Below are 21,712 nucleotides of genomic sequence, written 5' to 3'. Positions count from 1 at the left end.
GGTGAGGTTATGAACAAAAGAAAAAGACAGATTATTACAGCAGCACGTGAACTTTTTATTGAAAAGGGTTTTCTAGATACATCGATTAATGACATCATCAATGCAGCTAAAATCTCAAAAGGTACATTTTATAATCACTTTACTTCGAAAAACGAATGCTTAATCGCCATTTTGGATGAAGGGCGTGAAGAAGCTAGTAATCGTCGTCATGAGCTTATCTATGGTAAAGACCCTACAGATTTAGAAGTATTGACACAGCAAGTCGCTGTTCTCATGTATGTCAATCGTGAACATAATTTAATACAGATTTTCGAATCCGTCTTCCAATCAAGAGATAAAGAACTAAAGAAAATCATTATTAACTACCATTTACAAGAATTAGAATGGCTAGCCAGCCGACTAGTACAAGTTTTTGGCGAAGAGATTAGCCCAATTAGCTATGAATGTGCTGTCCAAACACTTGGGATGATTAACCTCACTCTACGTGCTGTCTTTATTGCCGATTATAAATATATCAATCGAGAAGCTATTGTACGTGTAGCATTGCGTAATATTAGCGTAATTATACCCACGATGCTTGAGTCGAAAGAAATCATCGTGAGTGTTGAAATGATCAATACCATTCAAAATGTGGTGAACTATAAAACCGTTACAAAAGAAATGGTTATCGAACAATTACAAGGCTTTACAAAGGGTTTGTCGAACAACGAAACAATGGAAGGTTTGGAATATGCTCAATTCTTATTAGAAGAGCTACAGCGCGAAAAACCAAAGCTTTTTATCATCGAATCACTTCTTACTCCTTTCCGTAAGGCATTCGTTGGCACAGAACATATCGCAGAAGCGCGCGATATCGCTAATAACTTATGGCGCTATGTTAAAATTGAACAGCCAGCCGAGCGTTGTACGAAAAATAAATAAAACAAAAAGAGGTATCAAATAAAACACTTTGATACCTCTTTACTCTGTTTAATAAGCCTCGTCCTTCAAGAGCATTCCTCTCTAGAAATCGAATCTAACACTAGTGACATTGGAATTTTAGAACGAAGATGGTTCCATCTTGGCCTGAACGAACACTAATTGTGCCATTGTGTAAATCAATGAGCTGTTTCGTAATGGCTAGTCCTAGCCCTGTTCCTGTTGTATCATCTGTCGTATTCGTTCCTCGATAATAGCGTTCGAATAGATTATCGAGCTCCTCCTGCGGAATACCAGGGCCTTGGTCAGCAATGGTTAGCATTACTTCTTTACCAGTATGTTGTGCCTCCACAACGACCTTCGTGCCTTCAGGCGTATACTTTTTCGCATTAGTTATTAAATTATCCATAATCCGCTTAAGTAAAAGCTCATCTGCTTGCAGCAACACATCACCATATACCTTTACACATACCTGTTCATCTGCAAATTGTGGTAACCATATGGCTAGCGGTAATAACACTTTATCCAGCTGTATCGCTTTATTTTTTAATTGGTACGTATAGGTTAAATCCTGAATGAGTGCATCCATGTATGTCGCCTTTTCTTGCATGGTTTGTGCAAAAATACGCATCTCATCCTTTGTCCACTCATATTCCTCAGATGCAAGCATAGTGGAATAGCCATAAATGGAGCTTAACGGGGTCTTTAGATCGTGCGATAAGCCTGTTATCCACTCCTCACGTAAATGCTCTGCATGCTTGATTTGTCTTTCATTTGAATCAAGTCGTTCAGATAGATGATTGAGTGACTCCTCTACAGGTTGAAACAGTTTAAATTTCCGTTTTAACTTCCCTGTTTTTTGATGATGGATTTTTTTATCACTAATTTCACTGTAATCAAATTGAGTTAGTCGTTCAATGCGTGATATAACATAGACTAATGGTCGTACAAATTGTCGTGAAATACTGATGGATAAAAAGATAACGCCCAACAGCAATATAATATGCCCTCCAAAGAAGATAGAAACGAACAATACCATCGCCTTATTAAAAGGCTCTTCAAAAGGCTTATAAGATGGGTTAGGCATTCGCACAACAAATGTCATATCGTTGGCTAAGGCTGTGCTTTGCTTCAGCTCCGCATGCTCGAAAATATCGTATTTTTCCTCTAGTAATTGTGGCTTATTTAGCTTCTCATAGCGTTCGCCAATGACTTCAATCCGATTCCATTGCTCGTCATAGATTTCAACACTGGCTTTATTTTCTTTTAGACGTTGCCGTGTTACAGCAGAAATATTCCCTGTTGCTGTCCAGTTTTCAAGTGCCTCCTCAAAAAGTGGTTGGACAGGAGTAGTCGGAAGAAATAATAAATAGTAATTTGGCAGTTCCCACGTATGCATACCCGGTTGTTTCAATGCCAATAGTTCATTATCTGACTTGCCACATAATCCACATGTATCTCCCGTATAATCAACAATTGTCATGGATGAATCAAATAAATAGAGCTGTCCTACATTTTCCTCAGCTCTCTTCACTAAATAATCAGCAATTTTAACCGTCTTCCCTTTCTCTACAACGGCATCATCTTCAATTTCAAAGGAGCTCATTACATGAATGTTGTCACCGACACGTTCATTGATAAAGATAGCGAAAAACACCAGACTTATAATAAAACCTGAAATGATCAATAGATAGAATATGATGAAATACGACACAAAACGGAGTGTTAATTTTCCAGCAGACTTCATGAAGAAATGTCTCCAACTAGCTTATAGCCAATACCTCTGACAGTGATAATGCAGGTCGGCTTTCCAGGATTTTTTTCTATTTTTTCTCGCAGCTTTCTTATATGTACCATCACTGTATTATCATCAAATAAGCAATCACCCCATACGCGCTCGTATATTTGCTCTTTTGATAACACTTGCCCTACATTGTCACATAAATATTTTAATAAATGAAACAAGCGACCACTGATTATTTCCTTCACCCCGTCTACCTCGATTTCTGCTGCGTCAATGTCAAATGTAAAACGGCTGCAAGTAAATACATGATTTTCTGGTACACTCTTTTTCTTCATGTAACGGACTAACTGTACCTTTACTCGTGCTACAAGCTCTAATGGGTTAAATGGTTTTGTAATATAATCATCTGCGCCATTCATAAAACCGCGAAGTTTATCTGCATCACTGCTTTTTGCAGTTAAATAAAAAATAGGGGCATCACTTTTTTCCCGAATCCTATTCGCGATATCCAGCCCACTTCCATCTGGCAGCATGATATCTAATAGATAAAAGTCAAATGTTTTAGTATTCATTTCATCTTTTGCTTCTTCAATTGTGTTACATAATGTAATATTGGTAATTCCTTCTTTTCTTAAAATGATTTCAATCATTTCAGCAATGGCACGTTCATCCTCTAACACTAAAATTGATGCGTCCTGCATTTCCTCACCTACTTTTAAGATTAATTTAAGGTAGTCATTATTTCACCATAAGCTTCCTTCACTATTCTATGTATAAGATAACCAATTAAGGAGATAAAACGCAATGACAACTAAACGTGTTACTTTCATTGATACGATGCGTGGATTTAGTTTATTTGGCATCTTAATGGCGAATTTACTGATTTTCCAGTACGGGATGTATGGCAAAGATGAATTAAAAAATCTTTCTACCTTAGATAATGGAGCTTTATATTTTGTGAAAATTGTGATTGAAGGCTCGTTTATGCCTATCTTCACTATATTATTCGGCTTCTCACTTATTAAATTAATTGAATCCATTCGCAGAAAAAAGAATAAAAGTCGCTGGTCTATTTTACGCCGTGCTACTGGCTTGATTGCTCTCGGCTTACTTCATTCCACTTTATTATGGGAAGGCGATATTCTATTTTCTTATGGCTGTATGACTTTATTTTTGATTCCTTTTATTAATCGGAAGCCGAAAACGCTATTTATATGGGCCAGTATCCTTTTCGTCCTAACAACGGCATTAACATACGGCTCTATGGAAGCTTCAAAAAAGGAACAAAAAGAGCTAGATACCTATATTGAAAAAGCAGATAACGTTTACGCTAACGGAAGCTACTCAGAAATTTTTGATTTTCGAGCTAATGCTGAAGTACCGGGAATGGAAGAGCCAGCCTTCCTCTTCATTTTATTAATTTTTACACCGTTGTTCTACGCACCTCTATTCCTTTTCGGTATGGCACTTGCTAAAAAGCAAGCCTTCATGGAGATGGATAAGGAAATGAAATGGTATAAGCTAGGTACTCTCCTCGTTCCTATTGGGCTCGTATGTAAAAGTCTAAGTTTTATAGAAAGTGCCTTTTCTTCCATCTTATTAATGGGTGGCGCTCAGTTACTAGCGGTTGGCTATGTTTGCCTTGCAGCACTCATTTATAAAACACGTCCTGTACAACTACTTGCACCAGCATTTGAGAGCGTTGGAAAACTGTCATTAACCAATTATTTACTACAAACCATTATTTGTACAACTGTTTTTTATGGCTATGGTCTCGGATTATACGGTAAACTAGGCGTCTTTGGTGGTATCCTATTCGGAATCGTTGTATATGGCTTGCAATGTGTTTTCAGCCTTGCCTATTTAAAGAAATTTAAACGTGGCCCATTTGAGACAATCTTACGGATATGGACGAATTGGTCTTGGACTGGGCAGGTAAAATAAAACTCAACAGGTAGGCAAATAAGAAAGGAATTATTTTATATGAATAGTGACACTAAAGAAGACTTTACAGACTCATGGTGGTTTTTAGGTATTTGTGCGGCTGTAGCAGTGATTCTAACACTACTTGCATTTTCATAGACAATTGCATGGAATTCGTTTTCATTTGCCCCCTACTGTATACTAGAACTACAACTATACAGCTTAGGGGGCATTTTGTTGTTACAGCGTATTATGATTACTGGCTATAAGCCACATGAACTTGGTATTTTTAATGATAAACATCCTGGCATTGCCATCATAAAAAAAGCACTGGAAGCCCGTCTACGCACACTACTTGATGAAGGACTGGAATGGGTTATTATCAGTGGTCAGCAGGGTGTAGAATCTTGGAGTGCTGAAGTTGTTTTAATGCTAAAAAAAGAATTTCCACATTTAAAATATGCCGTTATTACACCATTTTTAGAGCAAGAAAAAAATTGGCAGGACCTAAAAAAGGAAAAATATCAAACATTAATTGCCCAAGCCGATTTTGTTACAAGCGTGACCAAAAAACCATACGAAGCACCCTGGCAATTTGTTGAGAAGGATAAATTTATTATTCAAAATACAGATGGGCTTTTATTAATTTACGATGAAGAAAATGAAGGTTCTCCGAAATATATTAAGCGACTTGCTGAAAAATATATGGAATCTCATGACTACACTCTTTTAATCGTAAATGCCTATGATTTACAAGTAATAGCAGAGGACATACAGCAACAAGATTGGTAGAAAAATATTGATATAATTTTCTGATAATTATATACTAAAATTAATAAAACCCTTATTTGTAACTAGTTCACATACGGACGTTACTAATAATTTGAAAGGAGCTATCATCATTTGAATAAACAGATTGAAATGATTCTTGAAGCTTCTCCCGTAAATGTTGCTCACGATACCTACCGCAGAGAATGCCGCTATACACGAGGAATTCATATTGAAGAACAAGAATTTCTAGCTATTTTAAATACAATGAGCAATGATGCACGCCTCTATTTCGATTTCCATAATCCTCGGAAAGAGATTAAAAAGGGAACCTATTTAAATGGACACTCTGGTCTAGCCTACAATATTTATGATTACTATAAACAAAATTATAAAATTGAAGTTTCCGAATTAATTAATGGTAAAGATTTTTATGTAAAAATAATATAAAATGTAAGCCCCTTTAAAGTTTTACCTTTAAAGGGGCCTCTTTGATTTTATAGATCTGCTACTTGAGCACCTAATTCTTTATCATTGTACATTTCTGTATCCAATTCTTTTGTAATACGTGCTGTTGTAACACCCGCTGTCATTGACCCACTTACATTTAATGCTGTACGTCCCATATCAATTAAAGGCTCTACAGAAATTAATACACCTGCAAGTGCAATTGGTAAATCAAGTGCTGATAACACAAGAATAGCTGCAAATGTTGCACCACCACCAACACCTGCTACACCAAATGAGCTAACCGCTACTACCGCGATAACTGTAATAATGAAGATAGGATCGAGTGGATTAATGCCAACTGTTGGTGCGATCATAATTGCTAACATAGCAGGATATACACCAGCACAGCCATTTTGACCGATTGATAATCCGAATGAGCCTGAGAAGTTTGCAATACCCTCAGATACCCCAAGACGACCTGTTTGCGTTTTAATATTCATCGGTAAAGTACCCGCACTAGAACGAGATGTAAAGGCGAATAATAATGTCTCTGCAGATTTTTTCAAATACGTGAATGGATTTAATCCGCTTAATGTCAGAATTAATAAGTGTACTAGTAAAACAATAAATAACGCCACATAAGAAGCAATAACAAACTTACCTAAATTGTAAATCGCACCGAAATCTGATGTTGCAACAGTACGAGCCATAATAGCCAAAATGCCGTATGGTGTTAATCGTAAGACAATCGTTACGACACCCATTACAAGGGCATAGATTGCATCTAAGCCTTTTTTAATTGTAGCTGCTGTCCCCTCATCCTTACGTGCCACACGTAAATAAGCAAAACCAAGGAATGCTGAGAAAATAACAACCGCAATTGTTGAAGTAGAACGAGCACCTGTTAAATCAAGGAATGGATTTGCAGGGAATAGCTCGATAATTTGTGTTGGTAGATCTGGAGCTGCTAAGCCCGTTGTTTTTTCTTCAAGATATTGACCGCGTGCCGTTTCTGCATCACCTTGTAAAATTTGTGTTGCATCTAAATCAAATACGGTTGCAGAAAAAATACCGACAGCCGCTGAAACCGCTGTTGTACCAATTAAAATGGCTAAAATAAGAGCTGCCATTTTCCCAAAGTTTTTGCCAATCTTCATCTTCGTAAAGGCAATTAAAATAGAAATAAAGACTAATGGCATTGCTACCATTTGTAGCAATTTTACATATCCTGTACCTATAATGTTGTACCAAGATGTTGTTTTGGCTAACACTTCAGAATCTATACCATAGATAAAATGAAGTCCAAGACCAAGTACAATCCCTAAACCTAAACCTGCAAAAACACGATTTGAAAACTTGACGTGTTTTTTATTCATAACATATAAAATTCCAACGAACACAAGTAACACTGCTACGTTAAGAATGATTTGTAAATTCGACAATGGAATGCCTCCTAAGATGTTTTATAATAATGTAATCGAATTATATACCCATAATCCCTATAATTCAAGTATGTTTTATTAAGATTAATAAATTCCTAAAATAAAAACGATTTCTTCCTTTGATTATGCCCTTAAAATTAAAATCAATAATATTTATTAGCAATAAGTAAAAGGAGCCATTTTAAAAGGGCATAATAGATAGTTATCGAAAACGTTCATTTTAACGTATAGACAGCTAAACTATAAGGCTTGATAGAATTGCTCATTTCAGTTGTATTAATATTCTAGTCAAAAACATAGAAGTTGGTGACAAAATGGTTACCAGAATTTTAAAATTGTTCATATTAACTACAAAATCTATACCCAAAATGCCTTACTGACGAACAAAAAACCTACATCGTTTAATGAACGAAGTAGGTTTCTCTTAGTGTTGAAAAACAAAACAGTCAATTGAAAGGTAGAAATGGATTCCCGTTGCAGGCTACTTGACTCCAACCTACAAAAGTATTACCTTTTTAGCAAAGGTTTTCAAATAAGGCGAAGGTCTTCATTACTCTTTATGGAGAGGTGTTGTCACACATCACTTCCCCACATTGAAAATAAGAGCTTATTCCCTCTAAAAATAATGGGCTATTTAATCGCTATATTACTATGAAAAAAAGTAAAGACACTTTGCAGAATGGTTGATTGGAGTGGAGCCAGCGTCACTCCTAGGGGATTGAGCGTCACAGATGAGACCCTGGAGCGAGCGTAAGTGAGTGAAGCGGCTCATCGGACGCCCCCTGGAAAGGGCGCTGGCGGAACGGAAATCAACCTCTCACCTTGCAAAGTTGCTTTTTCTGCCTTTGACATGATCTTTTTTCAACAACATGAAAAACCTACATCGTTTAATGAACGAAGTAGGTTTTTTGTTCGTTGATAAGGTAACAGCTGCCTGCAATTTTTTTACACTGCTTTTTCACGTGTGTGACCGCATTGGATAATTGTTCGACGGAGTTAAAATACTGATATTCATTCGTAATAACGGCAATGGATAAGGATGTACATGTTAGAGTACCTAGCTCACCCGCTCTATTAGCTACCTGCACATACACTAAATCCTCTAGCTCATAAAAGCTTAAAATATTGGCATCAAAGTCATCTATGATCTTCTGACAAATCTTTTCTATTTCATAATGCGGAAGGATGGCAACAAAATCGTCGCCACCAATATGTCCTAAAAAATCTTCCGCCCCACAGATATATCTTTTTAGTATATCTGTTAAATAACGTAAAATTTTATCTCCTTTATTAAAGCCATATGTGTCATTGTAGGATTTAAAATGATCTAAATCAAAATAGATCAAACTATAGTGTGCTAGCTGTAATGCTTCCTCTAGCTTTTCATCGATTAATGTATTGCCTGGAAGACTACTTAACGGATTTAAAAAACTGGCGATAGCTACTTGTGTATCAACAAGCTTTAACAGTAACTCACGAATGCTAACCATTCCGTCATATAAGTCATTTTTCGTCACAATGATATCATCATATAAGTCTTCAGGAGGTCTAGACATCGCTAGTGTACTAACCTCAGTGATTGGAATATAGCGATCTACTATTAAAGGATTTTCTTTAATGATAAGTTGATTTTGCCGTCCCATAAATAAATGATAGCCATATTGAGTACCTATTTTTTGATAGAAATGTGTGCGTGTAATATGTCCAATTGGTTTTTCATCCCGAACGACAACAATACTACGCAATGAAGGATTACTTGTAAAAAGTACATCTACTTCTTTATTTTTCACAAATTCATCAATACATGGAACCTTTTCAATGACTTCCCCTATCTTCATTGTCACCCACCCTTATTTTCCCCAATTGTATTTCCTTTGCGGGCTTTCCTATTGCATAACCTTGTGCATAGTGAATGCCAATATGATGCAGATACGCCAGCTCTTCTTGTCGCTCAATCCCTTCAGCAATCATTTTAGTGTTAGCTTGCTCGGCATACTTCATTAATAAGGTAACGAGTTGTTGCTGTTCGCTGTTTTGATCGATAAATTGAATTAAGGAACGGTCTAATTTAATGAATTCTGGCTTTAAATAAATGAGCGTTTTTAAACTATTATAGCCTGAGCCTACATCGTCCACTGCTATGCGATAGCCCTGTGATCGATAATGTGATAATACACGCTCAAACTCTACAAAATCTATCACGGCACTACGCTCAGTTAATTCAAACACGACTTGCTGCGGTTTAATGCCAAGTTCCTTTAGCAATTGCAGTGTTTCTCCACAATGGTAATTTTTATCTACTAATACATTTGGATGTATATTAAGAAAGACTAAGAAGCTTTTATCCGCCAAATCGTTAGGCATACGTTCCTTAAATCGTTGTAAGGAAAGATTTCGACAAAAACATTCAAATAAAAATACACAATCTGTTTGTCCAACAAACTCATAAAACTGGTCGACACTATTAAATAATGCTGAGGAAACTGGACGGTTTAATGCTTCAAATCCCATCGTTTGTTTTGACTGTAAATCTACAATAGGTTGAAAATATGTATGTAAATCGTTATGCTGAATAATTTGTTTCAATGCTTTTAAACGTTTCATATATAACGTATTGCTTTGATGTTGCCCATATAAATATTTAAAAAAAGAAAATATATTACTAGTTTTTATATTTTGCCCCACAGCAGACTCCATTCTTGCACCTCTTCAATTGGTTATTATGGTTCATTGTACGCTTTGATTGTAAATAGACTGTGAATCGTATGTAAAAAGAGCAAGCACACACACTAGACTTTGACCGTTTATTAGCGTAGTAAATATTTCATAATATTAAATATATTACAAATAATTTATTTGATATAAATTATTGTTAGTGTATGATTGTAATAATAGGTTTATATTACCTATTATAATATTTTGCGTTTTTACCCTATCGATCTTAATGGGGAAACCTATTTAGATATAAAAATTATTCAAGGGAGGATCCTGTTAATGAGCTTGTCTATTCAACAATTATTGGAGAACAAAGGAATTACACCGAAACCTGAACACCTTGAACTATTAAAAACACGCTGGGAGGGCATGCAGTCACTTCGTAGCAATTTAGAAGGTATTGCGATTGATGATGCAGATATCGCGGTACGTAGTATTCCTGGAGGTGATCATATTGACAACTGATTTACATTTAAAATCCGTTGAAGAGTTGGCACCCTTACTTGCATCGAAGACACTATCTCCCGTGGAATTAACGAAGGCGATTTTAGATTTTGCTGAGGAAAGTCAGCCTAAAATTAATTCCTATATGGCCTTTTACAGGGAAGAAGCTTTAGCAAAGGCAAAAGAAGTGGAACAGGAAATTCTCCAAGGCCACTATAAAGGCATGTATCATGGGATTCCGATGGCCTTAAAAGATAACTTGTATTTCAAAGATAAGATAACAACGATGTCCTCAAAAATTCATAAGGACTTCGTTTCTGATTATGATGCGACAGTGGTTGAAAAACTTCGTGACGCTGGTGTAATTTTCACTGGAAAACTAAGCATGCATGAATATGCTTGGGGAATTACCAATAACAATCCTCATTACGGACCTGTTCGCAACCCATGGGATTTAGATAAAATCCCTGGCGGTTCTAGCGGCGGCTCTGGGGCGGCTGTTGCAGCAGGGGCCAGTGTTGCTTCATTAGGAACGGATACAGCTGGTTCCATTCGAATTCCATCCTCTGCTTGTGGCATTGTTGGTTTAAAACCTACACACGGTCGTGTAAGTAAATATGGCTGTTACCCACTCGCTTGGAGTTTAGACCATATTGGCCCAATGACAAAGACAGTAAAGGATGCAGCAGGCTTGCTTGAAGTCATTTCTGGCTTTGATCATCGAGACCCTACTTGCATTGACGTTCCAACAGACAACTACGTGCAGCAGCTTTCTGGCAATATCAAGGATTTAGTGATTGGTATCAATGAAGAATACTTCTTTAAAAATGTGGATGCTGATATTGAAAAAGCTGTTCGAGCAAGTATTCAAAACTTAGTAGATCAAGGTGCGAAAGTGGAAGTAGTGCGAATTCCTTCATTACAATATGCAGAATGGGCAGAGCTTGTGACGTCCCTTTCGGAGGCGGCAGCTATACACCATTCCGATTTACAAGAGAGACCACAAGATTTTGGTGACGATATACGCCTACTCTTTGAGCTCGGTGAATTGCCTTCTGCTGTCGATTACTTACAGGCACAACAGGTACGTCGTCAAATCAAACAGGAGTTTACAGAGATTTTTAATAAGGTAGATGTGCTTATTACCCCTACTCTACCTGTTGTGGCTAATACAATTGGTGATGATTTCGCAGAGTTAAATGGTCAAAAAGTGGATTTAATTGATAATATTATTCGCTTTACAGGCCCTAGCAACTTAACAGGCTTACCTGCCCTTTCCGTTCCTTGTGGCTTTAAAGGGAATTTACCAATAGGGCTACAAATTATTGGCCCTGCCTTTAAAGAAGGACGCATTTTAAATGTAGGGTATGCCGTTGAGCAAACGAATCCACTGAGAAATAGAAAGCCAAATATTTTTGCTAACATTTAAACGATAAGTACTGAAATCTGCTCACTTCACGGTTTACCGCTGAATGAGCAGATTTTTTTGTGGTGGATATCCATTTGCATGAATACAAATGGTTTTTTATGAACAAGTAAATTTATAATAGAAGTTAGTACCTTACTACAAGAAAGGCAATGGTCCGTTTATGAATGTAGAAAACTTTTTACAATTACCCATTACAAAGAATTTCACCGTTGTCGCTGGCCACAACGGTTTGCATAAAGCTGTTCAAAATGTAGAGATTTTAGACTTTGAATTTTCACCAGACATACACCATGTGCGAGATACAATTTTCACGCCCAACAGCGTTGTATTAAGTAGTTTATTATTTGCCAAACAAAAGCCTGAGTATTTATTAAATGCAGTAAAAAATCTAGTGGAGCTCGGGGCGAGTGCCTTAGCTTATAAGCCTGTTATTTTCAGAGATTTACCTGAAGAGGTTTTGACTTATGCAGAGGAACAAGATTTTCCTATTTTAAGATTTGGTGGAGATGAGTTTTTTGAGAAGATTATTTTAGAAACAATGGCCTACGCTAAAACACAGGATTATTCATTCTTTTTAGAAACGATCTTACGGAGATTAATGGAGGAAGATATTACACAAGAGCAAATCAAATCCATTTTACAGCAGCTCAATAGACCCTTTGAAAAATATGTATTTGTAGCAACTTTACGAGCAAGTGACACATCTCACCATAACTGGATGCAAGCTATTTTTTCGTTAGAGCCACTACTTAAATCAGGTCTGATTTGTTCCTATAAGCAGAGCCTTTTTATCATCATGACACATCCATCCCAGCTGTTTCAATTTGACAAGGTGTTACATGAATGGTTAGCATTATATGCCATCCCAACGGAAAAGATCACTTTTGGCTATAGTAGTAGCTACGATACTCAAACTGGCTTCCCTATTGCTTTACGCGAAGCCTTCTTTGCTAGTATATTAGCTGAGATTGACATGCTGCCTAGCCTTCATTATAAGCATCTCGCATCGGATCGTTTATTAATTGAGTTGTATCGTAAAGATCCTATATTTGCGATGGATTATGTTACTTCTTTTTTAGCTCCTTTACTTGATGATAAGGCTGATCCCGATTTAATGGAAACTGCCATAACCTATATCGTAAAAAAAGGAAATATTAAGGAAGTTGCCGTAGCACAATTTTGTCATCCTAATACAATTCGCTATCGTATGGCTAAAATACGTCATTTAGTAGCACCGACAGATAATGATTATGTTTTTTATGAACACTTAGCTGCAGCCGTTAAATTGTACTTATTACATAGCAAGGTAGGTTTTGAGTAATCGCTTTGGAATAAGTACAAAAAAACGCCTGAATATTTAGAAATAAAATCAAATTCTTTTCCTCACTCCTATGCTATTCTATTGAAGTCAGGAGGAAGAAAACATGAAAACTTACATAGCTGATGGCATGCTATTGATTACTGCAATCGTGTGGGGTAGTGGATTTGTTATAACGGCTATTGCCTTAGAATATTTAACAGCTTATCAAGTGATGGCTGGTAGATTTTTATTAGCTTCCATTATATTATTGGTTTTATTTGGTTCTCGATTAAAAAAAGCTTCGAAATCTGTTATTTGGAAGGGAGCTTTATTAGGTACAATTCTGTATATAGCATTCGCCCTTCAAACCGTTGGACTCCAATATACAACACCGTCTAAAAATGCCTTTTTAACCGCAGTGAATGTTATTATTGTTCCTTTAATAGCCTATGCGGTTTATAAACGCCGCATTGACGGCTATGAAATCATTGGTTCTCTAATTGCGATCGCAGGAATCGGCTTTTTATCACTACAAGGCTCATTAACAATGAATGTTGGGGATGCACTTTCTCTAGCATGTGCCGTTGCTTTTGCCTTTGATATCTTTTATACTAATCTTTTTGTTCAAAAAGAAGATGCCATTGCTCTTACCATTATTCAATTTCTCACGGCATCCTTTATAGGTGTTCTAGTCGTCATTAGCCAAGGGGATATCCCGACATCACTCGAAAAAGAAGCAATCTATTCGATTATTTACCTAGGTATTTTTTCTACAACAATTGCTTACCTCTTCCAAAATGTAGCCAATCAATATACAACTGCTACTAAAGCTGCGATTATCCTATCGACTGAATCCTTTTTCGGTATGGTGTTATCCGTCATCTTTTTACATGAAATCTTAACAAGTCGCATGGTCGTAGGTGCAATACTTATTTTACTGGCTATACTCATTGCAGAGATCAAACCAGCACACCCTAAAAAGAAGCTAATGAAAACACTTGATAATCAGACGCCAAAATAGTTTCAGTTTTATACTGGGACTATTTTTACGTACCTGATACTCGACTAGTAATAACACTTGTCGTAATGCCTACTACCAATACGGTAATAATGGATAATAGGAAGGTCGATGTGGATAGTAGGAAGCCTCCTATAACAATAACAATGGAATCAATAAAAAATATTAATATTCCAACATTGATACCTGTCTTGTCACAGATAAATTGAGCGATTAAGTCTGTCCCCCCTGTGCTTGTCTGAAAACGCAGCATCAGACCAATGCCGAAGCCAACAAGTATACCTCCAAAAATTGCACTGTAAAGCGCATCCATTTGGACAAGATTTCGCACAGGCTTTAGCAAATCAATAATTACGGAAGATGCTATTAAGCCATGTATACTATTGTAAAAATAGGCTCTATATTTAAACCAAGCAATAATAAAAATAGGAATACTAATAATAATGATCATTAAACCGATTTTGAGCTTATATAGATAATGTAATATAAGCGCTAACCCTACTACTCCCCCATCTAAAATTTCATATGGCGTTAAAAATAAATTAATTCCTAACGACAATGAAATACTTCCTACTATAATGACAAGACCTTTTGTAAAGAAATACATATAACCCCCCTCCGTGATTAAGCATGTCTTATAGTATGAAAATAGGTTATCGAACATGTTATGAAATACCCTTAGATGTATAACCATTTTTATCGAGAACATTTGCTAAATTTCTTCGAAACCTATTCAATTATTTTTCGTATATACAGGTAAATTTTGATTTAACAAAGGGGATTATTGTATGGAGCATGCTTTATTGGAACAAGTTAAACATACTAGAACTTTTTTAAGACAAGAACAATTAGAAACAATCTTTGAAGAATTTGATGTTCAACGAATGAGTTTAACAGAGGGACAGCGCTTGGAAAAATACCGTAAAATGCTAGAAAGCCCATTCCGCTTTTTCCGCGGAAGTGCCTATCTATTTTATTTTGATATGACAAAATCTGCCTCAATCTTCCATACTCCTGATAGAAAGCCAACTTGGATTCAAGGTGACATGCATATGGATAACTTCGGTGCTTTTCAAAATGAGGCAGGCGAGATTGTTTTTGACGTTAATGATTTCGATGAGGGCTATGTCGGCTCTTATTTATACGATATTATTCGCATGAGCGTCAGTATTGCGCTCTATTTAGAAGAACAAGGCTTATATAAGACAACTCAGGAAACGGCTATTCAGTATTTTCTCCGTAGCTACATAGATCAGCTAAAACGATTCCAGCGTAAACAGGATGATCCTTTAACACTGATGTTCACAAAGGACAATACAAAGGGACCAGCAAAGAGATTATTGAAAAAGCTTGATAAACGCCAGCGATCTCATTTTTTACAGGATATTTCGTATGTAAATGAGGATGGTCAGCGTGCCTTCTTATGGAATGAAGAAATTCAACCGGTTACTAGTGAAGAATACAGCGCCATTTCAAACGCACTTTCTACATATAAAATTAGGGACATAGCTTATAAGTATGGCTCTGGTACAGCTTCCATCGGTTTAAAACGTTACTATATTTTAGTGGAAGACGAAAAAGGTGCGTCAGGAGTCGAGGATTTAGTGTTAGAAATGAAAGAGGTACGCACAGCAATTCCTGCCTACTTCCTCCCTTATCAGGAACTATTTTGGGCTCATTATGAGCATCAGGGAGCACGTGTAGTCGGAACTCAAAAAGCTATGCACCATTTAGAGGACCCACATTTAGCCTTTATCACGATGAATGGACAGGAATTTTATATTCGTGAACGTTCTCCTTATAAAAAGAAGATTAAGCCTAAAAACTATAAGGATGTAGAGGATTACTTTACTACAACATCACTTATGGGGAAAATTGCTGCTAAAATACATGCACGAGCTGATATCGATTATTCTCATGTTTTTACCTATCACAGTGAGGAGGAGATTTTAAAAGCGATCGGCAAAGAGCGTGATGTATTTATAGAGCATACAATTTTACAAGCCATGAGCTACAAGGAAATTGTCTACACAGACTTTAGCTTATTTAAAGACTGGGTAGAAACAAAATTTGATTAACATCCTAAAAAAGGACCTCGGCATTTAGCAGAGGTCCTTCCTTATTAAATTATTTTTGCTTAGCCTTCATACGAGCAAGCAAAAAGCCGCCCTTAAATGATTTAGGCTCATATGAGATAATAAAGGCATTCGGCTCGAACTGCTCTACAATTTGAAAGAGCTCCCCTTCACGATTTCTCTTCGTTAAGATTTCATATTTATAGCGATTACTATCTCGCCCTTCTCCAATATAAATCGTGACTGCAAACCCTTCGTTACGAAGAAATTTTACAAGCTCTTCATTCTTATTTTGCGTATTAATGGTTGTATAAACATAGCCTATTGCTAGCTTACGTTCTATTTTTGCTCCTAAAAATATACCTAATCCAAATCCAACTGCATAGACAACCATAGATAACATACTTTGCTTCCCACTAAAAACGAGTGAAAGGCCAAATACATACACTAGCATTTCCAGCATACCAAATATCGCTGCAAGGAATGTAATATTCTTTACCAAAAATATTGTTCGTAATGTTAAAAAAGGTACATAAACTAATTGAAGAATTAATATTAAAACGATACTTTGCATTTGTACTAGACCTTTCTCAGAGTAGTTATATATAAGTGTATGTTGAAAGAGAGAATTACATTCTATTAAAAACCATCCTCATTTTTAAATTCCCCTTATAACCCGATATTAAACATCGAACATAACAAAAAAAGTGTAATTTTACACCTACACTGTTATATGATATTATCTAAAAGAGTTGAGGAATAACATAATGATGCTGCTATTAATCGTAAGCTTAGGCATGGAAATTGGTTTTTCATTGATCAATGTTATATTACTTTTCCCAAAGCTCTATACGTCTTCCTTCAGGATCTTCAATCCAAATGAATTGTCCAAATTCATTCATCGTCTTGTCCATTACAAAGGGAATACCCATTTTTTCTAAATGCTTGATGCTATCATCTAGATTTTCCACTTGAAAGTTTAACATTACTTGTTGTTCTGTTGGAAAATAGCTATCACTTTCAGAAAAGAAAGAGAAGACCGTTTCATTGTCTGATTGTGGCTTAATAATAGTACCATTCCAATTTTCAATTTCAATGTTCAAGACTTTACTGTACCATTTTTTGATTTCCTCAAGATTTTTAGTTCTCCAAAAGATCCCTCCAAAGCCCTTTATATTCATAAATAATCCCTTCCTATCCTATTATTAGTCATTCATTCTAAATTCTAGTTTTGAGAGTGAATTCCTTCTATTTCTCTGTTCATATCTACTTTTCACACAAAAAAAGTCACCTACTTTCAACTAAACGACTAGTCAAAAATAGATAACTTTTAGGATTCTTTATACTTCACCATGCATCGGGTCTTGCTTATGCTTCGGCCCAATCATATTGAATAAAATATTAAGGATAATCGCTGTGACAGAACCACAGACGATACCGTTAGATGTTAAAATAGAGACTTTTTCTGGTAGTGCATCAAAAATACCAGGAACCACTGATACACCAACCCCTAAGCTTACTGCAATAGCAGCAATCATTGCATTTTCCGCTGATTCGTTCATAACTGGTACAAGCATACCCATACCTTGGGTAATCACCATACCGAACATCGCAAGCATCGCCGCACCTAGTACAGACGTTGGAATAATCGTTGTTAATGCTGCGATTTTTGGTAGGAAGCCAAGTGCTACTAGTAAACCACCTGTGATATAAATGACTTTACGGTCCTTAACGCCTGACATACGTGTTAGTCCCACGTTTTGTGAGAATGTTGTGTAAGGGAAGGCATTGAAAATACCACCGATTACTGAAGCTAGACCTTCTGAACGATAGCCGCGAGCTAAATCCTTTGAATCTAATTTTTTATTACAAATATCACTTAGTGCAAAATAGACACCAGATGACTCTACTAAAGATACCATTGCTACAAGTGTCATGGTGATAATTGCCGTTACATCAAATGTTGGCATGCCAAAGTAGAAAGGTTGTACCATGTGAAATACATTAGCATCCGCTACTGGCGTGAAATCCACTTTGTCCATGAATGCACCTAAAACGGTACCTACTACTAATCCAATCAGAATAGAAATCGCACGAACAAAACCTGTAGAAAAACGATACACGATTAAAATAATAATTAATGTAATAAACGCTAATGCCACATTAGAAGCAGAAGCAAAATCCTCAGCACCTTGTCCACCTGCCATATTGTTTAAAGCTACTGGTAATAAAGAAATACCGATAATCGAAACAACGGATCCAGTTACTACTGGAGGGAAGAATTTCACAAGCTTGCCGAAGAAGCCCGCAATAATCATTACAATTACACCAGAGGCAATAATAGAACCATAAATATCTGTGATACCTTGCTCTGGATTTGTGCCGATCGCAATAATTGGACTTACTGCTGTGAATGTACAGCCAAGTACTACAGGTAAGCCAATCCCGATGAATTTACCTGAATATACCTGTAAAAGTGTTGCAATCCCGCACATCATAATATCAATTGCTACTAAATACGTCATTTGTGTTGAATCAAAGCCAATTGCTCCACCAATAATCAGTGGCACTAAAATGGCTCCAGCATACATCGCAAGTAAATGTTGAATCGCTAGCGCAGTTGATTTAAAGGTATTCATTACGAGCGAGCCTCCGTAGCAAATGTTACATTGCCATCTTCAAGAGAGTCTACAATCGCTAATGACTCAACGCGAACTCCCTGCTCACGCAATAATTTTCCACCATCTTGGAAGCCCTTTTCAATAACGATGCCCACACCCACAACATGCGCACCAGCTTGTGCAGCAATATCTAGTAAGCCTTTGACAGCTTCACCATTTGCTAAGAAATCATCAACAATTAAAATATTATCGTCCTCATTTAAGAAATTACGTGATACAGAGATCTCATTTGTTTCATTTTTTGTAAACGAATGTACCTTTGATGAATAAAGGTTATCTGAAAGTGTTAACGATTTGCGTTTACGAGCAAACACGACAGGCGCGCCAATTTCTAACCCTAACATAACAGATGGTGCAATACCTGAAGATTCTATTGTTAAAATCTTTGTAATCACTTGATCAGAGAAACGGTTTGCGAATTCATGACCAATTTCCTTCATTAACATTGGATCAATTTGATGGTTTAAAAATGAATCAACTTTTAATACGGATGAAGATAATACTTTACCCTCTTGCATAATTTTGTCTTGTAATAACTTCATTTCTTTTATATCCTTCTTTCTTTCAGAGTAATAAAAAACGCTAAATACCTTGTTTCCATTCAGCTACGAGTGGAGCAAAGCATTCAGCGTAAAAACGTCGAAACGAATAGAAAACATCATTATAATTGAAGTTCTCTAAAAGCATTGCTACCCATAGTCGATTTATTTACGGTAAATCGGTAGAAACTTGCGAGCCCTATTCTCGCTATTATATGAGTGGATTTGTATGAAACTATCAGAATATCCAATTTATCACTTTATTCGGCAAGAACCTATAACTTTTACGAAATAAAGTTTGATTTTTCGGAATTTAATGGTATTTCGCAACTTTTCAATTGCAAACGTTCGTGTTTTCAATCAACGTACTGATTATAACAGACTATTTTCTAGCTTGCTAGCATTATTTTGATAAATGAAAAGGGACTGTCATAATGACGACATTTCTGTGAAACAACAGTGTCGTACGAATGAGTAGACTCGATTGGTTGTGTAGCATATGATGCCACCCTTTTTTCGGTAGAAATTGAGGAATCACAACCGTCACTTTATGATTTGTTTTAGTACAATGGTGCTCTACTTTATCAATAAATTTCATCAATGGCTGTGTAATGCTACGATATGGTGAATAGTAAGTCACTAACCGTACATCAGGTTGCCATGCGTTCCACTTCTCTTCAAAAGCTTTTGCTTCTGCTTGATCGAAAGCTACATAAAAGGCGATCACTTTATCCACCTTAAGCGATTTAGCATAATGAAGAGAGTTTTCAACTACCTTTGTTATACCAGCGACTGGCACAATGAACACATTTCCCTCAATAGTAGTCAGCTCCTCCTGATTCAATCTCAATTGTTCTCCAACGGCTTGATAATGGTGCTTAATCCGATGAAATACAAAAATAATGATTGGTAAAAAGACGAACACTGGCCATACTTGGGGCATTTTTGTCACAAAGAACATCATAGCTACAATGAAAGAGATCGCTGCTCCAATTGTATTGATAGAAAATTTTGCTACCCAACCTTTAGGTTTTTCGCGCCACCATTTTCGCATCATTCCCGTTTGCGCTAATGTAAACGGAATAAATACCCCAACTGCATATAGCGGAATTAAATGCTCTGTGGCTCCATCAAAAAGAATAATTAAGACAATGGCCGCAACACCTAGCATCATGATGCCATTTGAATAACCAAGACGATCTCCACGAATTTGGAATATTCTTGGGATAAAACCATCCTTCGATAAATTCACAGCAAGCAATGGAAAGGCTGAATACCCTGTGTTTGCGGCAAGTACTAAAATCATTGCTGTTATACCTTGCACAATATAATAAAAGAGATTTCGACCAACACTAGCTTCTGCTAGTTGGGAAACTACTGTTGCTTCTGCTGTTGGGGCAACCCCATAAAAATAAGCTAGGCTTACAATACCAATAAATAAAACAGCTAAAATAGCGCCCATTGCTAAAAGTGTTTTAGCTGCATTATTAGGAGCAGGATTTCTAAAATTAGGTATGGCGTTAGAAATAGCTTCTACCCCGGTTAACGCTGAGCTACCTGATGCAAATGCCTTTAATAAAATAAATAAGCTAATCCCTGCCACTGGTGTACCAACCTTTGGATGCAACTCTGCTGGCACCTGACCAGTTACAACCTGATAGAGCCCAATCCCAATTAACAAGAGCATAACGCCTACAAATAGATAGACTGGGTATGCCAAGATAGAGGCTGACTCTGTTACACCTCGTAGGTTTAAAATTGTTAAGAAAATCACAAAAACGATAGCAATGGGTACATTGTATGGATGAAGGCTTGGAAATGCCGATGTAATAGCATCTGTACCTGCTGAAACACTAACTGCTACTGTTAAAATATAATCAACAAGCAAAGAGCCTCCAGCTACAAGACCTGCATTCACTCCTAAATTTTCTCGCGATACTACATAAGCGCCACCACCATGTGGATAAGCAAAAATAACCTGACGATAAGATAAAATCAGTGCCACAAGCAGAACGACCACTCCAGCGGCAATCGGTAAAGAATACCAAAGGGCAAGTGTGCCCACTGTCATAAGAACAATTAAAATTTGTTCTGGTCCATAGGCTACTGAAGATAAAGCATCGGACGATAAGATTGCCAATGCCTTTGCTTTACTAAGCTTTTGTTCCCCTAACTCATCGGATCTTAATGGTTTGCCGATTACATAACGTTTGAATGAGGATTTCATTGATAAACACCTTCTAGTTTCATAGAATGTGTTTCGCCT

General features: G+C 36.7%; 20 protein-coding genes and 1 riboswitch. Of the genes, 9 read left to right on the top strand and 11 right to left on the bottom strand.

The features are described 5' to 3' along the window. Positions 1-9 precede the first annotated feature (9 nt). Positions 10-921, top strand: a complete 912-nt coding sequence (locus tag AC6BKE_RS03825; RefSeq protein ID WP_036118149.1) for a TetR/AcrR family transcriptional regulator — start codon at positions 10-12, stop codon at positions 919-921. Between the two features lie 100 nt (positions 922-1,021). Here AC6BKE_RS03825 and AC6BKE_RS03820 read toward each other — a convergent pair whose 3' ends face one another. After that, positions 1,022-2,665 (bottom strand): sensor histidine kinase, encoded by a 1,644-nt coding sequence (locus tag AC6BKE_RS03820; RefSeq protein ID WP_089934951.1) that lies wholly within the window; start codon positions 2,663-2,665, stop codon positions 1,022-1,024. Continuing rightward, the gene (locus AC6BKE_RS03815; protein ID WP_101966981.1) at positions 2,662-3,363 is read right to left on the bottom strand and encodes a response regulator transcription factor; all 702 of its coding nucleotides are present in this window, start codon (positions 3,361-3,363) and stop codon (positions 2,662-2,664) included. Before AC6BKE_RS03815 ends, AC6BKE_RS03820 begins: the two co-directional genes overlap by 4 nt. A 103-nt stretch (positions 3,364-3,466) precedes the next feature. Between AC6BKE_RS03815 and AC6BKE_RS03810 the strand changes: the two genes are divergently transcribed. The 3 genes from AC6BKE_RS03810 to AC6BKE_RS03800 all read left to right on the top strand — a co-directional run bounded on the left by AC6BKE_RS03810 (position 3,467) and on the right by AC6BKE_RS03800 (position 5,803). Next, positions 3,467-4,606, top strand: coding sequence for a DUF418 domain-containing protein (locus tag AC6BKE_RS03810; protein ID WP_036118160.1), 1,140 nt, complete (start codon positions 3,467-3,469; stop codon positions 4,604-4,606). A gap of 231 nt (positions 4,607-4,837) precedes the next feature. Beyond that, a complete protein-coding gene (locus AC6BKE_RS03805) occupies positions 4,838-5,377 on the top strand; it encodes an SLOG family protein (protein ID WP_419185178.1) in 540 nt (179 codons plus the stop codon). Positions 5,378-5,488: 111 nt separating this feature from the next. Then, entirely contained in the window at positions 5,489-5,803 is a 315-nt protein-coding gene (locus tag AC6BKE_RS03800) for a hypothetical protein (RefSeq protein ID WP_036118164.1), read from the top strand. A gap of 47 nt (positions 5,804-5,850) precedes the next feature. On the opposite strand, the gene AC6BKE_RS03795 is transcribed toward AC6BKE_RS03800, so the two are convergent. From AC6BKE_RS03795 to AC6BKE_RS03785, 3 genes are all read right to left on the bottom strand, one after another. Continuing rightward, a complete protein-coding gene (locus AC6BKE_RS03795) occupies positions 5,851-7,245 on the bottom strand; it encodes an L-cystine transporter (RefSeq protein ID WP_036118167.1) in 1,395 nt (464 codons plus the stop codon). A gap of 887 nt (positions 7,246-8,132) precedes the next feature. Beyond that, the gene (locus tag AC6BKE_RS03790; RefSeq protein WP_036121973.1) at positions 8,133-9,083 is read right to left on the bottom strand and encodes a GGDEF domain-containing protein; all 951 of its coding nucleotides are present in this window, start codon (positions 9,081-9,083) and stop codon (positions 8,133-8,135) included. Further along, the gene (locus tag AC6BKE_RS03785; protein WP_089934936.1) at positions 9,061-9,942 is read right to left on the bottom strand and encodes an EAL domain-containing protein; all 882 of its coding nucleotides are present in this window, start codon (positions 9,940-9,942) and stop codon (positions 9,061-9,063) included. Before AC6BKE_RS03785 ends, AC6BKE_RS03790 begins: the two co-directional genes overlap by 23 nt. Before the next feature lie 297 nt (positions 9,943-10,239). On the opposite strand from AC6BKE_RS03785, the gene AC6BKE_RS03780 reads away from it, so the two are divergent. The 4 genes from AC6BKE_RS03780 (at position 10,240) to AC6BKE_RS03765 (ending at position 14,154) form a co-directional block, all read left to right on the top strand. Next, entirely contained in the window at positions 10,240-10,425 is a 186-nt protein-coding gene (locus AC6BKE_RS03780; RefSeq protein WP_009373346.1) for a hypothetical protein, read from the top strand. After that, complete coding sequence (locus tag AC6BKE_RS03775) at positions 10,415-11,833, top strand: amidase (RefSeq protein WP_036121982.1); 1,419 nt, start codon at positions 10,415-10,417, stop codon at positions 11,831-11,833. Before AC6BKE_RS03780 ends, AC6BKE_RS03775 begins: the two co-directional genes overlap by 11 nt. Before the next feature lie 160 nt (positions 11,834-11,993). Beyond that, positions 11,994-13,154, top strand: a complete 1,161-nt coding sequence (locus tag AC6BKE_RS03770) for a PucR family transcriptional regulator (protein WP_499855865.1) — start codon at positions 11,994-11,996, stop codon at positions 13,152-13,154. Between the two features lie 103 nt (positions 13,155-13,257). After that, on the top strand, positions 13,258-14,154 hold the full coding sequence (locus AC6BKE_RS03765) for a DMT family transporter (protein ID WP_036121988.1): 897 nt from the start codon (positions 13,258-13,260) through the stop codon (positions 14,152-14,154). Positions 14,155-14,179: 25 nt separating this feature from the next. Here AC6BKE_RS03765 and AC6BKE_RS03760 read toward each other — a convergent pair whose 3' ends face one another. After that, on the bottom strand, positions 14,180-14,758 hold the full coding sequence (locus AC6BKE_RS03760; protein WP_141905908.1) for a YitT family protein: 579 nt from the start codon (positions 14,756-14,758) through the stop codon (positions 14,180-14,182). A gap of 181 nt (positions 14,759-14,939) precedes the next feature. Between AC6BKE_RS03760 and AC6BKE_RS03755 the strand changes: the two genes are divergently transcribed. Beyond that, the gene (locus AC6BKE_RS03755) at positions 14,940-16,229 is read left to right on the top strand and encodes a DUF2252 domain-containing protein (RefSeq protein WP_499855862.1); all 1,290 of its coding nucleotides are present in this window, start codon (positions 14,940-14,942) and stop codon (positions 16,227-16,229) included. Positions 16,230-16,278: 49 nt separating this feature from the next. Here the strand turns inward: AC6BKE_RS03755 and AC6BKE_RS03750 are convergent, their stop codons facing one another. From AC6BKE_RS03750 to kimA, 5 genes are all read right to left on the bottom strand, one after another. Further along, entirely contained in the window at positions 16,279-16,800 is a 522-nt protein-coding gene (locus tag AC6BKE_RS03750; RefSeq protein ID WP_004227692.1) for a DUF2179 domain-containing protein, read from the bottom strand. A 256-nt stretch (positions 16,801-17,056) separates the two neighbouring features. Beyond that, positions 17,057-17,407, bottom strand: coding sequence for a VOC family protein (locus AC6BKE_RS03745; RefSeq protein WP_499855860.1), 351 nt, complete (start codon positions 17,405-17,407; stop codon positions 17,057-17,059). Between the two features lie 159 nt (positions 17,408-17,566). Then, positions 17,567-18,865: a nucleobase:cation symporter-2 family protein gene (locus tag AC6BKE_RS03740; protein ID WP_036121997.1), complete on the bottom strand. Its 1,299-nt coding sequence runs from the start codon at positions 18,863-18,865 to the stop codon at positions 17,567-17,569. After that, positions 18,865-19,449 carry a xanthine phosphoribosyltransferase gene (locus tag AC6BKE_RS03735; protein ID WP_101966985.1) on the bottom strand — a complete coding sequence of 195 codons (585 nt, stop codon included), beginning with the start codon at positions 19,447-19,449 and terminating at the stop codon, positions 18,865-18,867. The genes AC6BKE_RS03740 and AC6BKE_RS03735 overlap by 1 nt, the downstream gene beginning before the upstream one ends. A gap of 134 nt (positions 19,450-19,583) precedes the next feature. Next, a riboswitch (purine riboswitch) is annotated at positions 19,584-19,685 on the bottom strand. 164 nt (positions 19,686-19,849) lie between these two features. Then, positions 19,850-21,673 carry a potassium transporter KimA gene (gene kimA, locus AC6BKE_RS03730; protein ID WP_499855858.1) on the bottom strand — a complete coding sequence of 608 codons (1,824 nt, stop codon included), beginning with the start codon at positions 21,671-21,673 and terminating at the stop codon, positions 19,850-19,852. Between the last annotated feature and the right edge of the window lie 39 nt (positions 21,674-21,712).

This window comes from Lysinibacillus sp. COL-1 (assembly GCF_059814265.1).
This window is presented reverse-complemented; position numbering and strand designations above follow the sequence as displayed.